Genomic DNA, 18,934 nt, shown 5'->3' with positions numbered 1-18,934 from the left:
CAAGAGGACATTCCATGAGACCGCCGGAAAGAACCAGGCGTCCGAGCGACCCGCGCAGCGCCGCGGAAGCCGCCTTCAAGCAGGTGACCAAGAAGCCCGAGCGGATCGACGAGCGCACGCTCGGCCTGCCCGCCGCGCCCGGCGCGCGCGAACTCGTCTCGCTGCGCATCGACACGGACGTGCTCGAGCACTTCCAGGCCGAAGGCCCGGGCTGGCAGGACCGCATCAACGTCGCGCTGCGCCAGGCCGCCGGCAAGTAGCCAGCTGTCGGCGGAGCATACGGTAAGCATGACCTCGTCATGTCCGCGTAGCTTGTCCGGATGATCTTGCCATCGGCGCCAGGCGCGTCACTTAGGCCGGATGATCATCCTTCATCACCTGAACAACAGCCGCTCGCAGCGCATCCTCTGGCTGCTCGAAGAGCTCGGTACGCCCTACGAGATCAAGCGCTACCAGCGCGATCCGAAGACCATGCGGGCGCCGGCCGAGCTCCGCGCCGTGCATCCGCTCGGCAAGTCTCCGGTCATCACCGAGGACGGGCTGACGCTCGCCGAGACCGGCGCCATCGTCGACTACCTCACCGAGACGCGCGGCGGCTTCGGCCCGCCGGCCGTCGGCGAGATGCGCTGGCAGTACCGGCATTTCCTGCACTATGCCGAGGGCTCGGCAATGCCGCCGCTGGTAATGAAGCTGGTCTTCGGCCGTATCCCGGCCGGCCTGCCGAAACTGCTGCGACCGCTGATGAAGCCGGTCTTCGCCAAGCTCGACGGCGTGTTCCTCGAGCCGCAGCTGCAGGCGCATGCCGACTATTGGGAGCAGTCGCTGGCCGCGACCGGCTGGTTCGCCGGGCCGGAGTTTTCGGCCGCCGACATCATGATGAGTTTTCCGCTGGAGACCGGCAAGGACCGCATCGGCTTCGACGCCCGGCCGAACTGCCGCGCCTTTCTCGAGCGCATCCACGCCCGCCCCGCCTACATCAGGGCGCTGGAGGCCGGCGGCCCCTACGCCTACGCGTAGCGGTTTCGAAGGCTCTCAGCGACCGGGCGTCAGCAGGATCTTGACGGCGAAGGCCGAGAATACCGAGGCGAACAGCCAGTCGATGCCGCGCATCACCTTCGGGCGCTTCTTCAGCGAGAGGGCGAAGCGGTCCGCGGCGAGAATCATGGCAATGCTCATCGGCACCGCCAGCACGATGAAGTAGACGCCGAAGAAGAACAGCTTGCCGGTCGCATGCGGATCCCCCGCCGAAACGAAGCTCGGCAGGAACGTCACGAAGAACAGGATGATCTTGGGGTTCAACAGGTTGATGCCGACCCCGGTCAGCCAGTTGGCGACGAGCGAACGCGGCTTGCCGGCCACCGCCTCCAGCTGCAGCGATGAGCCGCTCCGGATCGCCTGCACCGCGAGGAAGATGAGGTAGCCGGCGCCGGCGAACTTCAGCAGGCCGAAGGCTTCCGGCGAGGCCGCGACCAGCGCCGACAGGCCGAAGGCGGCGAGCGTCGTGTGCACCAGAACGCCGCTGGAGGCGCCGAGCATGGTGGCGATGCCGGCTGCCCGCCCTTGCGACAACGTGCGGCCGATGAACAGCGTCATGTCCGGCCCAGGCGTGATCGTCAGGACGAAAGCGGCCAGCGTGAAGGCGAGGAGCGGCCCGAGGGCCGGAATGAAGTCCATGCGTCGCGATCCCTGCAGTAGAGCGGTGAGCCAGGTCTAACCCGGCCGCCGGCGCCCAGCCACCCGAAAACCGCGAGGGTCGACGTGCGCCCCTCGATCTTCGGCGGCGTCATCCGGCGGTAACCTGCAAGTCATTCCCCTGTCGTCCGCCGCGGCCATGGTTCCGCGTCGGTCGGGGGAAAGACGCATGACGAAGACAACAGGCGATACCGCGGTGCGGACGGCCGCGTCGGCCGTTGCAGGGGCGCTGCGGGACGGCGCGCGCGCCACGCCGTCCTTCCTGCGCGGCGCTGCCGAACGTTTCGCCCGAAGCGCCGACACGGCACCGATCGGCCTCCTCGCCCGGCTTCTCGTCGCCTTCAGCTTCCTCTCCATGGCCGTTCCCGCCCTCGATCTCGGCGTCGCCCGCTGGTTCGCCGTCGCTGGCCACGGATTTCCGCTGCAGCACGATGCCGGCCTGAAGCTGCTGCGCTGGTCGCAGAGCGCGATTACCGGCGCGCTGCTCGCCGCGACGCTCGCCAGCCTCTACGTCGCCGCCCTTGGCCTGTCCTCGCGCTGGGTGATGCGCCCGCACAAGGCGCTGTTCCTGATCGCCGTCTATGCCGCCGGCCCCGGCCTTCTCGTCAACGGCGTGTTGAAGAACCTGTTTGGCCGCGTCCGCCCGCGCGAGCTCCTGGAGTTCGGCGGCACGCTGGATTTCACCGGGCCCTGGCAGCTCGTCGGCGCCTGCAGCGGCAATTGCTCCTTTACCTCGGGCGAGGCGGCATCGGCAGCGGCGATGCTGGCCGTCGGGCTGATCGTGCCGAAGCCCGCGCGGATCGCCGTCGCAGTTCCGCTTGCGGTCCTTGCCGTCCTGTTCTCGCTGAACCGGATCGCGTTCGGCGGACATTTCCTGTCCGACGTCGTCTTGTCCTGGCTGCTCGTCGGCATCGTCATGCTGCTGATCCGGGCGCCGATCTTCACGGCGGCCGACAGGATCGACCGCGCTGTCACCGGCATCGGCATTCCCGCCTGGCGCTTCGCCGGCACTCGCCTAGCCCGCCTCGCCCCAATATGGGCTCTCGCCTCGAGCCTCATCCCCGATAGGCGACGAGCACCGCTCCGGCCGTGATCAGCGCGACGCCGCCCCAGTTCGTCGCGGAGAGCCGCTCGCCGAGAAACAGCGTGCCGAACAGCGCCACCAGAACGACGCTCATCTTGTCGATCGGCGCCACCTGTGCGGCCTGGCCGAGCTTCAGCGCCCGGAAATAGCAGACCCAGGAGGCACCGGTGGCCAAGCCGGACAGCACCAGGAAAAGCCCACTGCGCGGCGAGATCGTCGAGAGGCTCTGCCACCCGCCGGTCGCCGTCAGGATCGCGCCGAGCGCCAGGATGATCACGATGGTCCGCACGAAGGTCGCGAAATCCGAGCCGACATTCTCGATGCCGATCTTGGCGAAGACCGCCGTCAACGCCGCGAAAATCGCCGAAAGCACGGCCCAGGCCTGCCAGCTCATCATCGGCATCGACACCTTCCTCAGAGGGGTACGGCGGGCTGCACGTGCCGAAGGACATCCGGGCGCAAGGACCCGGCAGCGCCACCGATGTCGCTGCCGCGGCTTTCTTCCCCGCCATCTCTTGCTATAGAGCCCACACCGAATTCGTTTCTCGTGGGACAAGAGCATGGCAAACCAGCGCGACGTCAAGAAGGTCGTCCTCGCCTATTCCGGCGGCCTCGACACCTCGATCATCCTGAAATGGCTGCAGACCGAGTATGGCGCGGAGGTGGTGACCTTCACCGCCGACCTCGGCCAGGGCGAGGAACTGGAGCCGGCGCGCCGCAAGGCCGAGATGCTCGGCATCAAGGAAATCTACATCGAGGACGTCCGCGAGGAGTTCTGCCGCGACTTCGTCTTCCCGATGTTCCGCGCCAACGCCGTCTACGAGGGCGTCTACCTCCTCGGCACCTCGATCGCCCGTCCGCTGATCTCCAAACGCCTCGTCGAGATCGCCCGCGAGACCGGCGCCGACGCGATCGCGCACGGTGCCACCGGCAAGGGCAACGACCAAGTCCGCTTCGAGCTCTCCGCCTATGCGCTGAACCCGGACATCAAGATCATCGCGCCCTGGCGCGAGTGGAGCTTCAAGTCGCGCACCGACCTCATCAACTTCGCCGAACAGCACCAGATCCCGGTGTCGAAGGACAAGGTCGGCGAGGCACCGTTCTCGGTCGACGCGAACCTTCTGCACTCGTCCTCTGAAGGAAAGGTGCTGGAGGATCCCGCCGAGGAGGCGCCGGACTACGTCTACCAGCGCACCATCAGCCCTGAAGAGGCCCCGGACCGCGCGACGACGATCGAGGTCGGCTTCCTCAAGGGCGATGCCGTCTCGCTCGACGGCAAGGCGCTGCGCCCGCACGAGCTGCTGGCCGCGCTGAACGATCTCGGCCGCGACAACGGCATCGGCCGGCTCGATCTCGTCGAGAACCGCTTCGTCGGCATGAAGTCGCGCGGCATCTACGAGACCCCCGGCGGCACCATCCTCCTCGCCGCGCACCGCGCGGTGGAGAGCCTGACGCTCGACCGCGGCGCCGCGCACCTCAAGGACGAGCTGATGCCGCGCTATGCCGAGCTGATCTACAACGGCTTCTGGTTCTCGCCCGAGCGCGAGATGCTGCAGGCCCTGATCGACAAGAGCCAGGAGCATGTCGAGGGCACGGTCACGCTGAAGCTCTACAAGGGCAACGTCATCGTCACCGGCCGCTCCAGCCCGAAATCGCTCTACTCCGATGCGCTGGTCACCTTCGAGGACGACCACGGCGCCTACGACCAGAAGGACGCGGCGGGCTTCATCAAGCTCAACGCCCTGCGGCTGCGCACGCTCGGCAAGCGCGACCGGCTCTAGCGCGTGGCCGCAACGGGCAGATCACCGGTTGCCGCTTCTTCGGAGGCGGTGCCGGCACGGTGCGCCAACATTTGCCGCGTGACAGACGGAACGCCTTTCGTCTGTGGCCATTATGGGGCGAGGCGGCCCGTGGGACTGCCCGATCAGGAGACGGCTCGATGCTTTGGACACTTGCAGTAATTTTGGTGATCGCCTGGATTCTTGGCGGCTTCGTGTTCCACGTCGCCGGCGGATTGATCCATCTCCTGCTCGTAATCGCGGTGATCGTCGTCGTCGTTCAGATCATCCAGGGCCGTCGCCGGATCTGAGGACGGGCAAACGCCACGTCCACTCTGAAAAAGCCCTGCCGGAGACCGGCGGGGCTTTTTTTTCTACCGATCGGTCAGACGCCCAGTCCATAGGGCTTTCCGGGCTGTCCGGCCTCGCTCTGCCGGGGCAGGCACTGCCCTCCGAGCTGGACAGCGACGCCCGCCGTTCCCATCTCCTTCGAAGCATCCTGCGGTTGGGTGAATTCACCCAATCAACGAGAGATGCTCGAGATTTAGTAGGACAGAGCGTCCTGTGTGCGCCCTTCGGGATGCACGACGCTCTGGCTCACGCATGAGATGGACAGACCCGATGCTTCCCTATTCCGTCCTCGACCTTTCGCCGATCCCCGAAGGTGGCACCGCTGCCGACGCGCTGGCGAATTCGCTGGCCCTGGCGCAGCACGCCGAGACGCTTGGCTACAACCGCTTCTGGCTTGCCGAGCATCACAACATGACCGGCATCGCCAGCGCGGCGACGGCGGTGGTGATCGGCCATGTCGCTGCCGGCACCAGGACGATCCGCGTCGGATCCGGCGGCATCATGCTGCCGAACCACGCGCCGCTGGTGATCGCCGAGCAGTTCGGAACGCTGGCGACGCTCTACCCCGACCGCATCGACCTTGGCCTCGGCCGGGCACCGGGCACGGACATGAACACGGCCCGCGCGCTTCGCCGCAGCCTCGACAACAGCGACAACTTCCCGCAGGACGTGATGGAGCTGCTCGCCTATTTCGCCGAGGCGGGGCCGAACCAGCGGGTGCGGGCCGTCCCCGGCATGGGCACCAACGTCCCCGTCTGGATCCTCGGGTCCAGCCTCTACGGCGCGCAGCTGGCGGCGCATTTCGGCCTGCCTTACGCCTTCGCCTCGCATTTCGCCCCGGCGGCGCTGGAGCAGGCGATCGAGGTCTACCGCGACACCTTCCGTCCGTCGGAATATCTGGCGTCGCCGTATTTCATGCTGGCGATGAATGTCTTCGCCGGCGAGACGGATGCCGAGGGCCGGCGTCTTCGCAGCTCGATGGAGCAGGCCTTCGCCAATCTGCGGACCGGCCATCCCGGCCCGCTGCCGCGGCCGGTGGACGACATCGACGCGGTGCTGGATCCGATGGTGAAGCATGGCGTCGATGAGGCGCTGTCCGTCTCCGCCACCGGTTCGCCGGAAACCGTTAGGCGCGAGATCGCAGCGCTGGTTGCCCGCTATGCGCCGGACGAGATCATCATCACCGGCCAGATCCACGGACAGGCCGACAGGCTACGGTCCTTCGCCATCGCCGCAGACGCGGTCAGGTCCACCTATGCCCAGCAGGTCGCCGCGGAATAGCGGGGACTTGCGAGCTGAATTGGCTGGGACGACGCCCGATCGGTGCCGTCGCCCCAAGGGCGTGACGGGACCCGCGGGCCCCCAAACGGTCGACACACAGACAAGGGCACGAGCATGGCGCAACGCGACGCGGTTCGTGCTCCAGTAGGTGCTGTGCGTCTTGCCCGTCAGGCGATCTTGGCGATGACGGGCTGGATCGGCAATACTGGCTTCGGACCGCCGGATTCCAGCTCGCTGACAAGGTTTGCCCGCATCTTGATCAGCGCGCTGTCGACGATGCGCAGATCCGGCTCGTCGATCCCCGCGGTCATTTCATTGTAGATTTGCATCGCCAGGGGCCGCACCCGCTGGAAGACCAGCTCGGCCGCGGGCGTCGGGCTGATGACCTTGGCGCGGCGGTCGGTCGGATCGGTCGTCCGGGCGATCAGGCCGTGCGCCTCCAGCCGGTCCAGGTAGGCCGACAGCGTCATCGGCTCGACGCCCATGAGCTCTGCCAGCACCGCCTGCCGGGCACCACTGTTGCGCGCGACTTGGGCCAAAGCGCGAATTTCACCGGGCGTCAGCTCGAGCCCGGCAACGCCGACGACCTTCTCGAACGCCTGCCGAAACAGGCGTGATAGATCGGTGAGGAGGAAGCCGAGGGAATTTCCGGGAATGAGCTGGGTCATCGTTCTCTTCTCGAAAAAGGTGTAGCCTCGACGAAGGCGGTGACGGGCCTCGCTGAATGTCCTCCGGCCCGCCTGTCATGTCGGTTTTGTTCAGACTCTATAGCCGTTTAAGGCTCAGAGAACTTGTAACGTAGTTTGCAAAGGTTGCAAAGATTATGGCAGCGAATCTCATCGACATCAGCGCCGATTCCGTTGGGATGGCCGAGGGTCAAGATGCCTTCAGCGGGGAATGGCCCGACTTTTCAAAGCTTAAGCCAGCCGACTTCGCGCCCGCATTCGAAATGGCGATGCGCCTTCACCGGGCCGAGATAGATGCGATCGTCGCCGATCCGGCGGCACCGAGCTTCGCCAACACCATCGGCGCGATGGAAAGGGCCGGCCGCCGGCTCTCACGCGTCGCCTCCGCCTTCTACACGTTGGCCGGTGCCCATACCGACGAGGAGTTGCAGGCGGTGGAGCGCGAGATCTCGCCTAAACTGTCGCGGCACGGCTCGGCGATCTCGCTCGACGCCGGCCTCTTCGCGCGCATCGAAGCGGTGTTCGCACAGCGCGAGAGCCTTGCCACGGACCGGTCGGCAGAGGACCTGTCGGCCGAGGACCTGCGCCTGCTCGACCGCGTTCACCTCGGTTTCGTCCGCGGCGGCGCCCGGCTGCAAGGCGCCGACCGCGAGCGCCTCGCCGAGGTCGACGCGACGCTTTCCGAGCTCGGCACGGCTTTCTCGCAGAACATCCTCGCCGACGAGCGCGACTTCGTCCTGCCGCTTACCGAAGCCGATCTTTCCGGACTGCCGGATTTTGCGCGGTCGGCGATGGCCGAGGCGGCGCGCGAGCGCGGCATCGAGGGCTACGCGCTGACGCTGTCGCGCTCGATCGTGACGCCGTTCCTCACCTTCTCCAGCCGCCGCGACCTCCGCGAAAAGGCCTTCGGCGCCTGGATCGCGCGTGGCGAGAACCCCGGCCCGACCGACAACCGGACCCTGATCGCCCGGATTCTCGCGCTGCGGGCCGAGAAGGCGAAGCTCCTCGGCTTCCCGTCCTTTGCCGCCTACAAGCTCGATGACGCCATGGCCAAGACGCCCGGCGCCGTGCGCGCGCTGCTGGAAGAGGTCTGGGTCAAGGCCCGCGAGCGGGCGCTCGGCGACGCCACGGCGCTCCAGGCCCTCTCCGCGGCGGAGGGCGACAATGCCCGCCTGGAGCCGTGGGACTGGCGCTATTTCGCCGAGAAGCGCCGGCAAGCCGAGTTCGACTTCGACGAGGCGGAGCTGAAGCCGTATTTCGAGCTCGACCGGATGATCGAGGCGGCCTTCGACGTCGCGTCCCGCCTGTTCGGCCTGTCCTTCGAGCGGCGGCCGGAGGCGACGGCCTGGCACCCCGACGTCCGGATCTGGCGGGTCCGCAATGCCGATGGTGCCGAGATCGGCACCTTCCTCGGCGACTACTTGGCCCGCGCCTCCAAGCGGTCGGGCGCTTGGATGAGCAGCCTGCGCCGCCAGCACAAGCTCGACGGCGGCCAGAAGCCGGTGATCTATAACGTCATGAACTTCGCCAAGCCCGCGCCAGGCGAACCGGCGCTGCTATCGATCGACGACGCCCGCACGCTGTTCCATGAGTTCGGCCACGCGCTGCACGGCATGCTGTCCGACGTCACCTGGCCGAGCCTTTCCGGCACCTCGGTCGCCCGCGACTTCGTCGAGCTGCCCTCGCAGCTCTACGAGCACTGGCTGACCGTGCCCTCGGTACTCGAGCGCCATGCCCGCCACGTCGAGACCGGCGAGCCGCTGCCGCAGGCGCTGGTCGACAAGATGAAGGCCGCCCGCACCTTCGACGAGGGCTTCGCCACCGTCGAGTACACATCGTCCGCGCTGGTCGACCTCGCGCTGCACGAGAGCGGGACGTCGCCGGTCGATCCGATGGCGCGCGAGGCGGAGATCCTCGCAGGGCTCGGCATGCCGCGCGAAATCGTCATGCGCCACCGCTCGCCGCACTTCGCCCACATCTTCTCGGGCGACGGCTATTCCGCCGGCTACTATTCCTACATGTGGTCGGAGGTTCTCGATGCCGACGCGTTCGAAGCGTTCACCGAGACCGGCGACGCGTTCGACAAGGCGACCGGCGAAAAACTGCTGAAATACATCTACTCGGCCGGCGACACGCGCGAGGCCGCCGAGCTCTATACCGCCTTCCGCGGCCGCATGCCGACGACGCAGGCGCTCCTGCGCAAGCGTGGCTTCGCGGCCTGACAAGGCCTTGCCAGTCGGGGCGTCGGCCGGCGCGTAGAGGTCGACGCGCCGGCGGGCATACGGCACCAATGGGTGTCGGGGATGGCAATCGACGGCGCCGGACCCCATCTCCCGGACAGACGCTTTGCCTCAGACCTTTCGCATCTGCGGAAAATCATGTAAGGCACCGCGCATGCAAGCTTTGCGATATTGTTTCACGTGAAACACCGCGACGCGCCAATCTTTTCCGGTGGTATTGAATGAAGCTCCGCAACATCGCGATCATCGCGCACGTCGACCATGGCAAAACGACCCTGGTCGATAAGCTGCTCTCCCAGTCTGGCTCGTTCCGCGAGAACCAGCGCCAGGAAGAGCGCGCGATGGATTCCAACGACCTCGAAAAGGAACGTGGCATCACGATCCTCGCCAAGGCGACCTCGGTCGAGTGGAAGGACATCCGCATTAACATCGTCGACACGCCAGGCCACGCCGACTTCGGCGGCGAGGTCGAGCGTATCCTGAACATGGTGGACGGCGCGGTCATCCTCGTCGACGCGTCGGAAGGCCCGATGCCGCAGACCAAGTTCGTGCTCGGCAAGGCGCTGAAGGTCGGCCTGAAGCCGATCGTGGCGATCAATAAGATCGACCGCCAGGACGAGCGTCACCAGGAAGTGCTGAACGAGATCTTCGACCTCTTCGTCGCGCTCGACGCCACCGAAGAGCAGCTCGACTTCCCCGTCCTCTACGGCTCGGGCCGCGGCGGCTGGATGGCCGAAGCGCCGGAGGGTCCGCAGGACAAGGGCCTCGAGCCGCTGTTCGACCTCATCGTCAAGCATGTTCCGGAGCCGGACACCGCCGGCAAGGACGAGCCGTTCAAGATGATCGGCACCATCCTCGAGGCCAACCCCTTCCTCGGCCGCATCATCACCGGCCGCATCCAGTCGGGCTCGATCAAGCCGAACCAGGCCGTCAAGGTCCTGCACGGCGACGGCACGCTGCTGGAAACCGGCCGCATCAGCAAGATCCTGTCGTTCCGCGGCCTCGAGCGCCTGCCGGTCGAGTACGCCGAGGCAGGTGACATCGTCGCCATCGCCGGCCTGTCGAAGGGCACGGTCGCCGATACCTTCTGCGACCCGCAGGTCACCGAGCCGCTGGTCGCCCAGCCGATCGATCCGCCGACCGTGACGATGTCCTTCATCGTCAACAACTCGCCGCTCGCCGGCACCGAGGGCGACAAGGTTACCAGCCGCGTCATCCGCGACCGCCTGCTCAAGGAGGCCGAGGGCAACGTCGCGCTGAAGATCGAGGAAGCCGCCGACAAGGACAGCTTCTACGTCTCCGGCCGTGGCGAATTGCAGCTCGCCGTGCTGATCGAGACCATGCGCCGCGAGGGCTTCGAGCTCGGCATCTCGCGTCCGCGCGTGATCATGCAGACCGGCGAGAACGGCGAGAAGCTGGAGCCGATCGAGGAAGTCGTCGTCGACGTCGACGAGGAGCATGCCGGCGTCGTCGTGCAGAAGATGAGCGAGCGCAAGGCCGAGATGGTCGAGCTCCGCCCGTCCGGCGGCGGTCGCCAGCGCCTGGTCTTCCATGCCCCGACCCGCGGCCTCATCGGCTACCAGTCGGAGTTGCTGACCGACACCCGCGGCACGGCGATCATGAACCGCCTGTTCCACTCCTACGCCCCCTACAAGGGCGAGCTCGCCGGTCGTAACACCGGCGTCCTGATCTCGAACGACTCGGGCGAGAGCGTCGCCTTCGCGATGTTCCACCTGGAAGACCGCGGCCCGATGGTCATCGAGTCCGGCGTCAAGGTCTACGAGGGCATGATCATCGGCATCCACACCCGCGAGAACGATCTCGAGGTGAACGTGCTGAAGGGCAAGAAGCTGACCAACATGCGCGCGTCTGGCAAGGACGAGGCGATCAAGCTGACGCCGCCGATCCGCATGACCCTCGACCGCGCGCTCTCCTGGATCCAGGACGACGAGCTGGTGGAAGTCACGCCGAAGACCATCCGTCTTCGCAAGCTCTACCTCGACCCGAACGAGCGCAAGCGGCACTCGAAGTCGAAGGCGGCCTAAGGCTCCTCCGGCAATCAACATTGATTTGGAAAAGGCGGGGCTTCGGCTCCGCCTTTTTTCGTTCGGGACGGCGTCTACAGCCGTTTCTGCAGGAACGTCCGCGGCTGGCCGGCGGTGAAATCCGCGATCTCGCCGCAGACCTCGAAACCCTCGCGCTCATAAAGTCGCCGGGCGGCAGGGTTGAACGTATCGAGGAAGATGCCGCGGCAGCCGCGGTGCCGCGCCTCGGCTTCCGCGGCGGCGAGCAGCTTGGCGGCGAAGCCTTGACCGCGCAGCGCCGCGTCGACCCAGACCTTTTCGATATAGAGCCAGCCCCAGGCGGTATAGCCGATCACCCCGCCGACGACGCCCTCCCCGCGGCGCAGGAGCGCTGCGAGCGTCTGCCGGTTCGACGGGCCGACCGTCGACGCATTGAAGCCGACGAGGCCGGACACCACCCGCGCGGCGTCCTCGGCGCCCGGAGCATCGGTGATCTCGATCGCAATCTCGGTCGCTGTCGCCGTGGCCATCGCCGAGGGAGCGCGCCCCGAGGGCTCTCCGGTCGAGGTGCCCGGCTTCGGGGCCACCGTGTCTGTGTCACCGGTCATGCACGTCCTCCCCCACCGCTTCCCGGCCCCCTCCGAGGAGATCGCCATCAGCAGGTCTACCGCAGAAAGCACGACGCGCCGCCAGCGCCCAGCCTGCAGCGAAGCTTACCACGCCGCCGGACGGCGGCGAGCGGAGTAGGAGACTGTTAACCATGATTGCGTAAACCGCGGAGGCATTAAGAGAATAGAGATTTGCATGATCAGGTCGTTTTCCACCGTCGCCGCCGCCTGTTGCCTGATGCTGACAGCCGGTTGTGCCAATCTCCCGAAGAACACCGCGGGCATGCTGGCGCCGAAGCCGCTGGCCTTCGCCGATGCCGCCACAGAAGGCGCGCCGCTGCGGATGGCCGGGCCGTTTCTCGGCGACCGCAAGACGGCGCTGACCGGGCGGACGATCCTCGTCAAGTCGGTCAAGGACCTCGCGCTCCAGAAGGGCGAGGTCGTCCTCACCTTCGACGATGGCCCCTCGCCGAAATACACCGACCGCATTCTCGACACGCTCGACACCAACGGGGTCAAGGCGACGTTCCTGATGGTCGGCAGCATGGCGCGCGCCTACCCGTCGATGGTGCGCAAGGTCGCCGCCCGCGGCCACACCATCGGCTCGCACACCCAGCACCATGCCGATCTCGCAAAGCTGTCGACCGAAAAGGCGCTCGGTGAAATTCGCGAGGGGCAGGAGAGCATTGCGGCAGCGCTTACGCCGATGCGGGTGAAGGCCGCGCCGTTCTTCCGCTTTCCCTACCTCTCCGACACCAAGGCGCTGCGCCACGCGCTGGCAGCGAGTGGTACCGTCGTCATCGATGCCGACGTCGATTCGAAGGACTATTTCGTCAGCACGCCGGACGAGGTCGCGAGCCGCAGCATCGCCCGCCTGAACCAGCGCGGATCCGGCATCATCCTGTTCCACGACATCCACGGCCGCACGGCGGCGATGCTGCCGGAGTTTCTCGCGTCGCTGAAGAGCCGCGGCTATACCGTCGTGAACATCGTCCCGTCGAACTCGCACCAGTCGCTGCAGAACCTTCTGATCGGCGCCGGCACCTGATCGCCGAAAGCCGCCTTGGTTGACGGCGTCGCGCTGCAGGCGGTCGGGACGCCGGACGGCGCTCCCGCGCGGTGGCAGGACCCACGATGCCCTTCCGGCAGCCCGCAGTCGCGGGCGGGCCTGGCGCAGTCGCGACTGAAAGCCGCTCACGGCGTCTCTGTCCGCCGGCGACCGGCTCTGTTAATCCTCGGCGTCACCGTTCGCCGAGGATGAACCGATGCGCCTGCCTGTCCTTCTCTTCCTGTTTCTCTCCGCTCTGCTGTCGAGCCCGGCTCGGGCCGAGCCCTTCGACAGCCCCGAGGCGGTGCTGACGGCGCTCTATGCTCCCTATCTCGAGGACATCAGCGTCGAGGACTACACGCCGTTCTTCTCGGACCGGCTGAACGGTCTCTATGCCGCCGACGAGGCGAAGACGCCGGAGGGCGAGATCGGCGCGCTGGACTTCGATCCGGTGATCGCCGGCCAGGATTTCAAGATCACCAATCTCAAGATCGGCACGCCGAAAACTTCCGGCGCCAGCGCCACCGCCACCGTCGGCTTCGACAACATGGACGACCCGACGGTGCTCTACTACAGCCTGGTCAAGGAGCACGGCGGCTGGAAGGTCGACGACATCGAGTCGAAGGGCAAGGATTTCCCCTGGAAGCTCAGCACCCTGTTCGAAGAAGCCGGCGAGTAGAGTTTCGCCTGCAGCAGCTGGTGGAGATCCTGGGCAAGCATCGGACAATCCGGTGCGTTGACCGACAGGATCGCTTCAGGTCCTGACCGCACAATTACTGCAACACTCTGGCAAAGCGCAGACCTTCACGATCGTCATCCTAGCGCGTAGCGCGGGGACCCATGCCTCTTCGCTTCATCCATCGCTTCGTTGAAGGAGCAAGCGGCTGAAGTGAAAAGGGCAGGTTGTCTCCCGAGGCCTCGGCATGGGTCCCCGCGCTGCGCGCGAGGATGACGAAACTTCAGGGGCTTGCGCCACTACCAGAAACCTCAGGGGCTTGCGCCACTACCAGAAACTTCAGAGGCTTACGCCACTGTTAAAACTTCAGGGGCTTGCCCCACTGCTCTATGGCTACCGCCACTTCCGTGAAGCCGGCAGGTTGCCTCAGTCGCTGAGGCGTACCGGCTTCAGCTCTTTCCAGACATCGCCCGGCCCGGGATTGTCGGCGGGCGACTTGCCGCCGAACTGCGCCATCACGCCCCAGACGGCGTTGAGCGCGGTCTGAACGGCGCCCTCGACCCAGCCGGGGGTGAACGAGACGTCGTCACCGGCGAGGAAAATGCCACGCTCGACCGGCGGCAGCGCCGCCTGCATGAAGTGCTCGTACATGCGGTCGTTGTAGCGGTAGTGGCCCGGCAGCGCGCCCTTGAAGGCGCCGAGGAAGTTCGGGTCCGATTCCCAGGAGACGGTGATGGGATCGCCGATGATGTGGCCGGCGATGTCGACCGTCGGATAGATCTTCGCCAGCGCGTCCAGCGCCAGCTCGACCCGCCGCTCGGCGGTGAAAGGCAGCATCTTCAGCGCGTCCGACATCCAGGAATAGGTGAGGCAGATCACCCCCGGCTGGCCTGGACCGTTGTCGAAGAGGTAGGTGCCGCGCGTCAGCCGGTCGGTCAGCGTCATCGACATCACGTCGTGGCCGGTGAGCGGATCCTTGTCCTTCCAGAACGGCCGGTCGACCATCACGAAGGTCTTCGACGACTGCATGTAGCGGGTGCGGTCGAGCGCCATCCAGAGCTTCTGGCTGAACAGGCTCTCCTCGGTCTTGATCGCCGTGGTCAAGAGCCAGCTCTGGCAAGTCGCAAGCACCGCATCATAGCTGTTGCGCCGGCCCCAGCGGTCGATCACCTCCAGATGTCCGCCGGGCAGCCGGTTGATCGCCACCGCGGCCGGGCGCGTCGCGCCGTGGTTGAGGTCGGCAAGGCTGGTGCCGGCCGGCCAGTGCGCCATCTTTTCCGGCACCTTGCGCCAGATCCCCTGCGGCACCTGCTCGGCGCCACCGACGATGTAGTGCTGGTCGTCGTCGAAGCCCAGCGCATTGACGCGCAGGATCTCCAGCATCGAATTCGGAAAGTCGGAATCCCAGCCGCCGGTCCCGAAACCGACCTGCCCGAACACCTCGCGGTGGCGGAAGGTGAGCTTCTGGAACGGCTTCGACGTCGTGACGAAGTCGTAGAAGGTCCGCTCGTCCCACAGCGAGACCAGCGGGTTCCAGATCGCCTTCACCGCCGCGGCGTCCCGGGCGGCGATCGCCGCCTTCAGCGAGGCGTAGCCGAACCCCTCCTCCAGCGCGTCGGCATAGGCGGCGGCGACCTCCTGGAACAGCGGCGGCAGGTCTGCGAGCGTCTCGGCGTAGAAGTGCTCGCTTTCGAGATCGACCACGGTCGAGCCGGCGGCGGCCGTCAGCGGATTGGGGAAGGGACGCGTGGCGAGGCCGAGGTCGTCGACATAGTGGAAAAAGGCGCTGGAGGTGCGGGGAAAGCGCATGGCGCCGAGCTCGGCGACGATGCCGGCGGCGCCCTCGAACGCCTGCGAACGCAAGCGGCCGCCGAGCTGGCCGGATTCATAGACCACTGGCTTCAGCCCGAGCTTCATCAGCTCGTGCGCCGCCACCAGCCCGGCCATCCCGGCGCCGATGATCGCGACCTCCGCGCCATGCTTCTCGGCCGGAATTTCGCCGAGGCCCGACGGATGCTTCAGCCAGCTGTCGAAGGCGAAGGGAAAGTCCGGCCCGAAACTCGACGCGCCGCTCATCGCAGAACCATCCGACTGTCCATGGCGTCCACCCCCCCGCGCCCCGGCGGCGCCGTCGACTGATAGCCGCCCCGACCTATATGCGGCAAGCACGGCAGCCGACGCGGCGCGGCGCCAACTGATGGGGAGAGTGCACATGGGACTGTTGTCCGGACTGCTGGGCCTTGCCAGCGACGTCGATGTCGAAGGCGTCCGGCGCGACCTCGAGCCCATCCTGGTGCCGGACGAGGAGATCGACCTCGCCTTCTCCATCGTCCGCGACCTGATGGTGTTCACCAGCCACCGGCTGATCCTCGTCGACAAGCAAGGCGTCACCGGCCGCAAGCGCGAGATCCACTCGATCCCCTACCGCTCGATCACCATGTTCTCGCTGGAAACCGCCGGCAGTTTCGACACGGATGCAGAACTGACGATCTGGATCTCCTCGCAAGGCACGCCGGTAACCCGGCAATTGTCGCGCTCTTCTAACGTCTCCGGTATTCAGCGGGCACTCGCCACGGGTGTGCTGCAACGCAAATAACGGTGCAAAGCAGCGGACTGTGTCAATCCGTCGTTGACCATGACCGGCCGGTACGATTCCTTAGGCGAAGGATCACTTCGCAGTGATTTGAAGTAAATGGATGGAACAGGCGGATCGAACCTTCGCCCTTATGGTTACCAAAGCATGAAGACGATAGCCGCCGAAGTAAGATTTGCTGAAGAACGTGACGCAGCCGACCTGGCTTCGGTGCACGCAGCATCATGGCAAGGCGCCTATCGCGGCATCATCCCCTACTCGTCGCTGACGCGCATGCTGCAGCGGCGCGGTCCCGACTGGTGGCGGCAGGCGATCGGCAACCGGGCGGCGATCCTGGTGATCGAGTTCGACGGCGAGATCGCCGGCTATGCCACGCTCGGCCGCAACCGCACCAAGGCGCTGCTGGCCGACGGCGAGATCTACGAACTTTACCTGCAGCCGAAATTCCAGGGCCTCGGCTTCGGCCGACGGCTGTTCGCGGCGGCGCGCGACTTGCTGCGCACCCGCGGCATGAACGGCATCGCCGTCTGGGCGCTCGCCGACAACGACAATGCGATGGAATTCTACGGAGCCCTCGGGGGTGCCGACGTCGCCGAGGGCGAAGAGACCTTCGAAGAGACGACACTGCGCAAGGTCGCCTTCGTCTGGCGCTAGGCCGACCGCGTTTACACGCGCGCTCTTCGTACCTCATGCCGCTCGTTTGAGGCCGCTCGTTTGATGCCGCACCATCTGGTCCTGACGGCGACCCCCAGATGATCAGAGCGCGCCTTGCCAGTCTTTCACCGCCTGCAGCGGCCAGACGAGCATCAGGACGTTCAGCGTTAGGTTGTCCCGGACCATGACCGCCGCGAAAATCTCGAAGAACAGCGCGATCGTCACCGTCAATTAGACCGGCAGGCGCGCGGCGAGGAAAAAGCCGAGCATCATGAAGCCGATGTCGCTCATCGAGTTCAGCACACTGTCGCCGGTATAGTCGAGCGCGATCGTCGCCGCACGGTAGCGGCTGATGACCAGCTGGCTGTTCTCGAGAATTTCCCAGGCGGCCTCCAGCGCCACCGCCATCGCCAGCCGCACGCCCATCGGCTGGCCGCGGGCGACCCACCGGAACAGGCCGAAGAACAGGAAGCCGTGGATCAGGTGCGAGGGCGAGTACCAGTCGGAAAGCTGCTGCGAGTTTTCCGGGCTGTTCACCGCGCCGTTCCACAGCGAGACGGTCCCGCAGGGGCAGATCGGCACCCGGCCCATCGCGAGGAGGATCGCGGCGGTCGTGGCCATCATCGCCAGCACGAGGACGATATGCCAGGGGGCAAGGCGGGCGTTGCTGGACATTCTGGCTCCGGGCAAAAGGGCGGCCTCCGGGAAACAAAGCGGATGAACCGGCCGGCTTTGCCTCTCGGTTAAATGTCGTCCGGATGCAAGTCCGCCGTGTCAGTTCCGCAACCCGGGAGGTGCGAAGCGAGGCTTCTCAGCACTCCGGAAAATTCACGGCGAGGCCGCCTTGCGACGTCTCCTTGTATTTCGACTGCATGTCCCGCCCGGTCTCGCGCATGGTGTGGATCACCTTGTCGAGCGAGACGACATGGCGCCCGTCGCCGCGCAGCGCCAGCGACGCCGCCTGGATGGCGCTGACGGCACCGAAGGCGTTGCGTTCGATGCAGGGGATCTGCACCAGGCCGCCGATCGGGTCGCAGGTGAGGCCGAGGTGGTGCTCCATGCCGATCTCCGCGGCGTTCTCGATCTGCGCGATCGTGCCGCCGAGCGCCGCGGCGAGCCCCGCCGCCGCCATCGAGCAGGCGACGCCGACCTCGCCCTGACAGCCGACCTCGGCGCCGGAGATCGAGGCGTTCATCTTGAACAGGCCGCCAACCGCCGTCGCGGTGAGGAGGAAATCGCGCGCGCCCGCCATCGCCGCACCCGGGCAGTGCTCGCGGAAATAGCGCAGCACCGCCGGCATGATCCCCGCCGCGCCATTGGTCGGCGCGGTGACGACGCGCCCGCCCGCGGCGTTCTCCTCGTTGACGGCGATGGCGTAGAGGCTGACCCAGTCCATGATCTGGTGCGGCGGCCGGTCGTTGGCGGTGCGCTCGGCCTCCAGCTTCTCGCGCAGCGCCGCGGCGCGCCGGCGGACCTGCAGCCCGCCCGGCAACTCGCCCTTGCGGGTCAGGCCGCGGTCGATGCAGTCCATCATCGCGCGGTGAACCAGCGCGATATGCGCCTCGACCTCCTTGGCCGGCCGCAGCGCGCACTCGTTGCGGAACACCATCTCGGCGATCGACAGACCATGCGCCTCGCCGAGCGCCATCAGCGCGCGGCCGCTGCGGAAGGCGAAGGGCACCGGGCGCTCGTCGGCCGATAGCTGGCCGACCTCGGCCTCCTCGACGATGAAGCCACCGCCGACCGAGCACCAGCGCTGGGCCAGGAGGACGGCGCCGTCCGCATCGAGGGCTGCGAAGGCAAGCGTGTTGGGGTGCTGAGGGGTTTCCGAAACGCCATCGAAGATGATGTCGAGGGCGGGATCGAAGTCGATCGGGGCACCGCCGCCGAAGGCAAGCCGCTTCTCCTCGGACAAGGCCGCGACGGTCGCGTCGGCGGCATCGGCATCCACCGTTTCCGGCCGCATGCCGGCAAGGCCGAGGATCACCGCCTTGTCGGTGCCGTGGCCCTTGCCGGTCCAGGCGAGCGAGCCGTAGAGGTCGACCCGCAGTCTGACCGTGCGCCCGACCAGGCCTTGCTGCCGTGCCGCCTCGGCGAACATGAAGGCGGCCTTCATCGGCCCGACCGTGTGCGAGGAGGATGGGCCGATGCCGATCTTGAAGAGCTCGAAAATGCTGATCATGCCCGTCTCCCGAATGCATCCCGGCCGAGGACCCGGG

Annotated in this window: 18 protein-coding genes and 1 pseudogene; 12 read left to right on the top strand and 7 right to left on the bottom strand. The window is 66.6% G+C overall.

All coding sequences use genetic code 11. From position 1 onward, the window contains the following. Positions 1–14 precede the first annotated feature (14 nt). Both ACZL02_RS20235 and ACZL02_RS20230 read left to right on the top strand, forming a co-directional pair. Entirely contained in the window at positions 15–260 is a 246-nt protein-coding gene (locus ACZL02_RS20235) for a BrnA antitoxin family protein (protein WP_472935519.1), read from the top strand. Positions 261–360: 100 nt separating this feature from the next. Beyond that, the gene (locus ACZL02_RS20230; RefSeq protein ID WP_472940690.1) at positions 361–1,017 is read left to right on the top strand and encodes a glutathione S-transferase family protein; all 657 of its coding nucleotides are present in this window, start codon (positions 361–363) and stop codon (positions 1,015–1,017) included. Positions 1,018–1,032: 15 nt separating this feature from the next. Here ACZL02_RS20230 and ACZL02_RS20225 read toward each other — a convergent pair whose 3' ends face one another. Beyond that, positions 1,033–1,674 carry a LysE family translocator gene (locus ACZL02_RS20225; RefSeq protein WP_472940689.1) on the bottom strand — a complete coding sequence of 214 codons (642 nt, stop codon included), beginning with the start codon at positions 1,672–1,674 and terminating at the stop codon, positions 1,033–1,035. Between the two features lie 187 nt (positions 1,675–1,861). Here ACZL02_RS20225 and ACZL02_RS20220 point away from each other — a divergent pair, with 187 nt between their 5' ends. Then, positions 1,862–2,785 (top strand): phosphatase PAP2 family protein, encoded by a 924-nt coding sequence (locus tag ACZL02_RS20220; RefSeq protein WP_472940688.1) that lies wholly within the window; start codon positions 1,862–1,864, stop codon positions 2,783–2,785. Here the strand turns inward: ACZL02_RS20220 and ACZL02_RS20215 are convergent. Then, a complete protein-coding gene (locus ACZL02_RS20215) occupies positions 2,748–3,179 on the bottom strand; it encodes an EamA family transporter (protein ID WP_472940687.1) in 432 nt (143 codons plus the stop codon). The genes ACZL02_RS20220 and ACZL02_RS20215 overlap by 38 nt on opposite strands. 157 nt (positions 3,180–3,336) lie before the next feature. On the opposite strand from ACZL02_RS20215, the gene ACZL02_RS20210 reads away from it, so the two are divergent. The 3 genes from ACZL02_RS20210 to ACZL02_RS20200 all read left to right on the top strand — a co-directional run bounded on the left by ACZL02_RS20210 (position 3,337) and on the right by ACZL02_RS20200 (position 6,186). Beyond that, positions 3,337–4,557: an argininosuccinate synthase gene (locus tag ACZL02_RS20210; RefSeq protein ID WP_472940686.1), complete on the top strand. Its 1,221-nt coding sequence runs from the start codon at positions 3,337–3,339 to the stop codon at positions 4,555–4,557. Positions 4,558–4,715: 158 nt separating this feature from the next. Continuing rightward, positions 4,716–4,865 carry a lmo0937 family membrane protein gene (locus tag ACZL02_RS20205; protein WP_472935514.1) on the top strand — a complete coding sequence of 50 codons (150 nt, stop codon included), beginning with the start codon at positions 4,716–4,718 and terminating at the stop codon, positions 4,863–4,865. 310 nt (positions 4,866–5,175) lie between these two features. Further along, positions 5,176–6,186, top strand: coding sequence for an LLM class flavin-dependent oxidoreductase (locus ACZL02_RS20200; protein ID WP_472940685.1), 1,011 nt, complete (start codon positions 5,176–5,178; stop codon positions 6,184–6,186). Between the two features lie 167 nt (positions 6,187–6,353). Here the strand turns inward: ACZL02_RS20200 and ACZL02_RS20195 are convergent, their stop codons facing one another. Then, entirely contained in the window at positions 6,354–6,854 is a 501-nt protein-coding gene (locus tag ACZL02_RS20195) for a MarR family winged helix-turn-helix transcriptional regulator (RefSeq protein ID WP_472940684.1), read from the bottom strand. 197 nt (positions 6,855–7,051) lie between these two features. On the opposite strand from ACZL02_RS20195, the gene ACZL02_RS20190 reads away from it, so the two are divergent. Together ACZL02_RS20190 and typA are read left to right on the top strand one after the other, a co-directional pair. Beyond that, positions 7,052–9,094: a M3 family metallopeptidase gene (locus ACZL02_RS20190; protein ID WP_472940804.1), complete on the top strand. Its 2,043-nt coding sequence runs from the start codon at positions 7,052–7,054 to the stop codon at positions 9,092–9,094. 239 nt (positions 9,095–9,333) lie between these two features. Next, complete coding sequence (typA, locus tag ACZL02_RS20185) at positions 9,334–11,157, top strand: translational GTPase TypA (protein WP_472940683.1); 1,824 nt, start codon at positions 9,334–9,336, stop codon at positions 11,155–11,157. Positions 11,158–11,231: 74 nt separating this feature from the next. Here typA and ACZL02_RS20180 read toward each other — a convergent pair whose 3' ends face one another. Then, positions 11,232–11,744: a GNAT family N-acetyltransferase gene (locus ACZL02_RS20180; RefSeq protein ID WP_472940682.1), complete on the bottom strand. Its 513-nt coding sequence runs from the start codon at positions 11,742–11,744 to the stop codon at positions 11,232–11,234. Between the two features lie 196 nt (positions 11,745–11,940). On the opposite strand from ACZL02_RS20180, the gene ACZL02_RS20175 reads away from it, so the two are divergent. Together ACZL02_RS20175 and ACZL02_RS20170 are read left to right on the top strand one after the other, a co-directional pair. Continuing rightward, positions 11,941–12,792: a polysaccharide deacetylase family protein gene (locus ACZL02_RS20175; RefSeq protein ID WP_472940681.1), complete on the top strand. Its 852-nt coding sequence runs from the start codon at positions 11,941–11,943 to the stop codon at positions 12,790–12,792. A gap of 217 nt (positions 12,793–13,009) precedes the next feature. Further along, positions 13,010–13,471 (top strand): DUF3828 domain-containing protein, encoded by a 462-nt coding sequence (locus tag ACZL02_RS20170; RefSeq protein WP_472940680.1) that lies wholly within the window; start codon positions 13,010–13,012, stop codon positions 13,469–13,471. 423 nt (positions 13,472–13,894) lie between these two features. On the opposite strand, the gene ACZL02_RS20165 is transcribed toward ACZL02_RS20170, so the two are convergent. Continuing rightward, complete coding sequence (locus ACZL02_RS20165) at positions 13,895–15,544, bottom strand: flavin monoamine oxidase family protein (RefSeq protein ID WP_472940679.1); 1,650 nt, start codon at positions 15,542–15,544, stop codon at positions 13,895–13,897. A gap of 136 nt (positions 15,545–15,680) precedes the next feature. Here ACZL02_RS20165 and ACZL02_RS20160 point away from each other — a divergent pair, with 136 nt between their 5' ends. Then, a complete protein-coding gene (locus tag ACZL02_RS20160) occupies positions 15,681–16,064 on the top strand; it encodes a PH domain-containing protein (RefSeq protein ID WP_472940678.1) in 384 nt (127 codons plus the stop codon). Positions 16,065–16,208: 144 nt separating this feature from the next. Beyond that, on the top strand, positions 16,209–16,715 hold the full coding sequence (locus tag ACZL02_RS20155; RefSeq protein WP_472940677.1) for a GNAT family N-acetyltransferase: 507 nt from the start codon (positions 16,209–16,211) through the stop codon (positions 16,713–16,715). Between the two features lie 102 nt (positions 16,716–16,817). Here the strand turns inward: ACZL02_RS20155 and ACZL02_RS20150 are convergent. Together ACZL02_RS20150 and ACZL02_RS20145 are read right to left on the bottom strand one after the other, a co-directional pair. Next, positions 16,818–17,339: pseudogene (locus tag ACZL02_RS20150) on the bottom strand (DUF2585 domain-containing protein). Between the two features lie 187 nt (positions 17,340–17,526). Beyond that, a complete protein-coding gene (locus ACZL02_RS20145; RefSeq protein WP_472940676.1) occupies positions 17,527–18,897 on the bottom strand; it encodes an L-serine ammonia-lyase in 1,371 nt (456 codons plus the stop codon). Positions 18,898–18,934 lie beyond the last annotated feature (37 nt).

Source organism: Mesocryomonas fontinalis, from assembly GCF_055730125.2.
The sequence above is the reverse complement of the archived record's forward strand: the minus strand, read 5'-3'. Positions and strand labels throughout refer to the sequence as shown.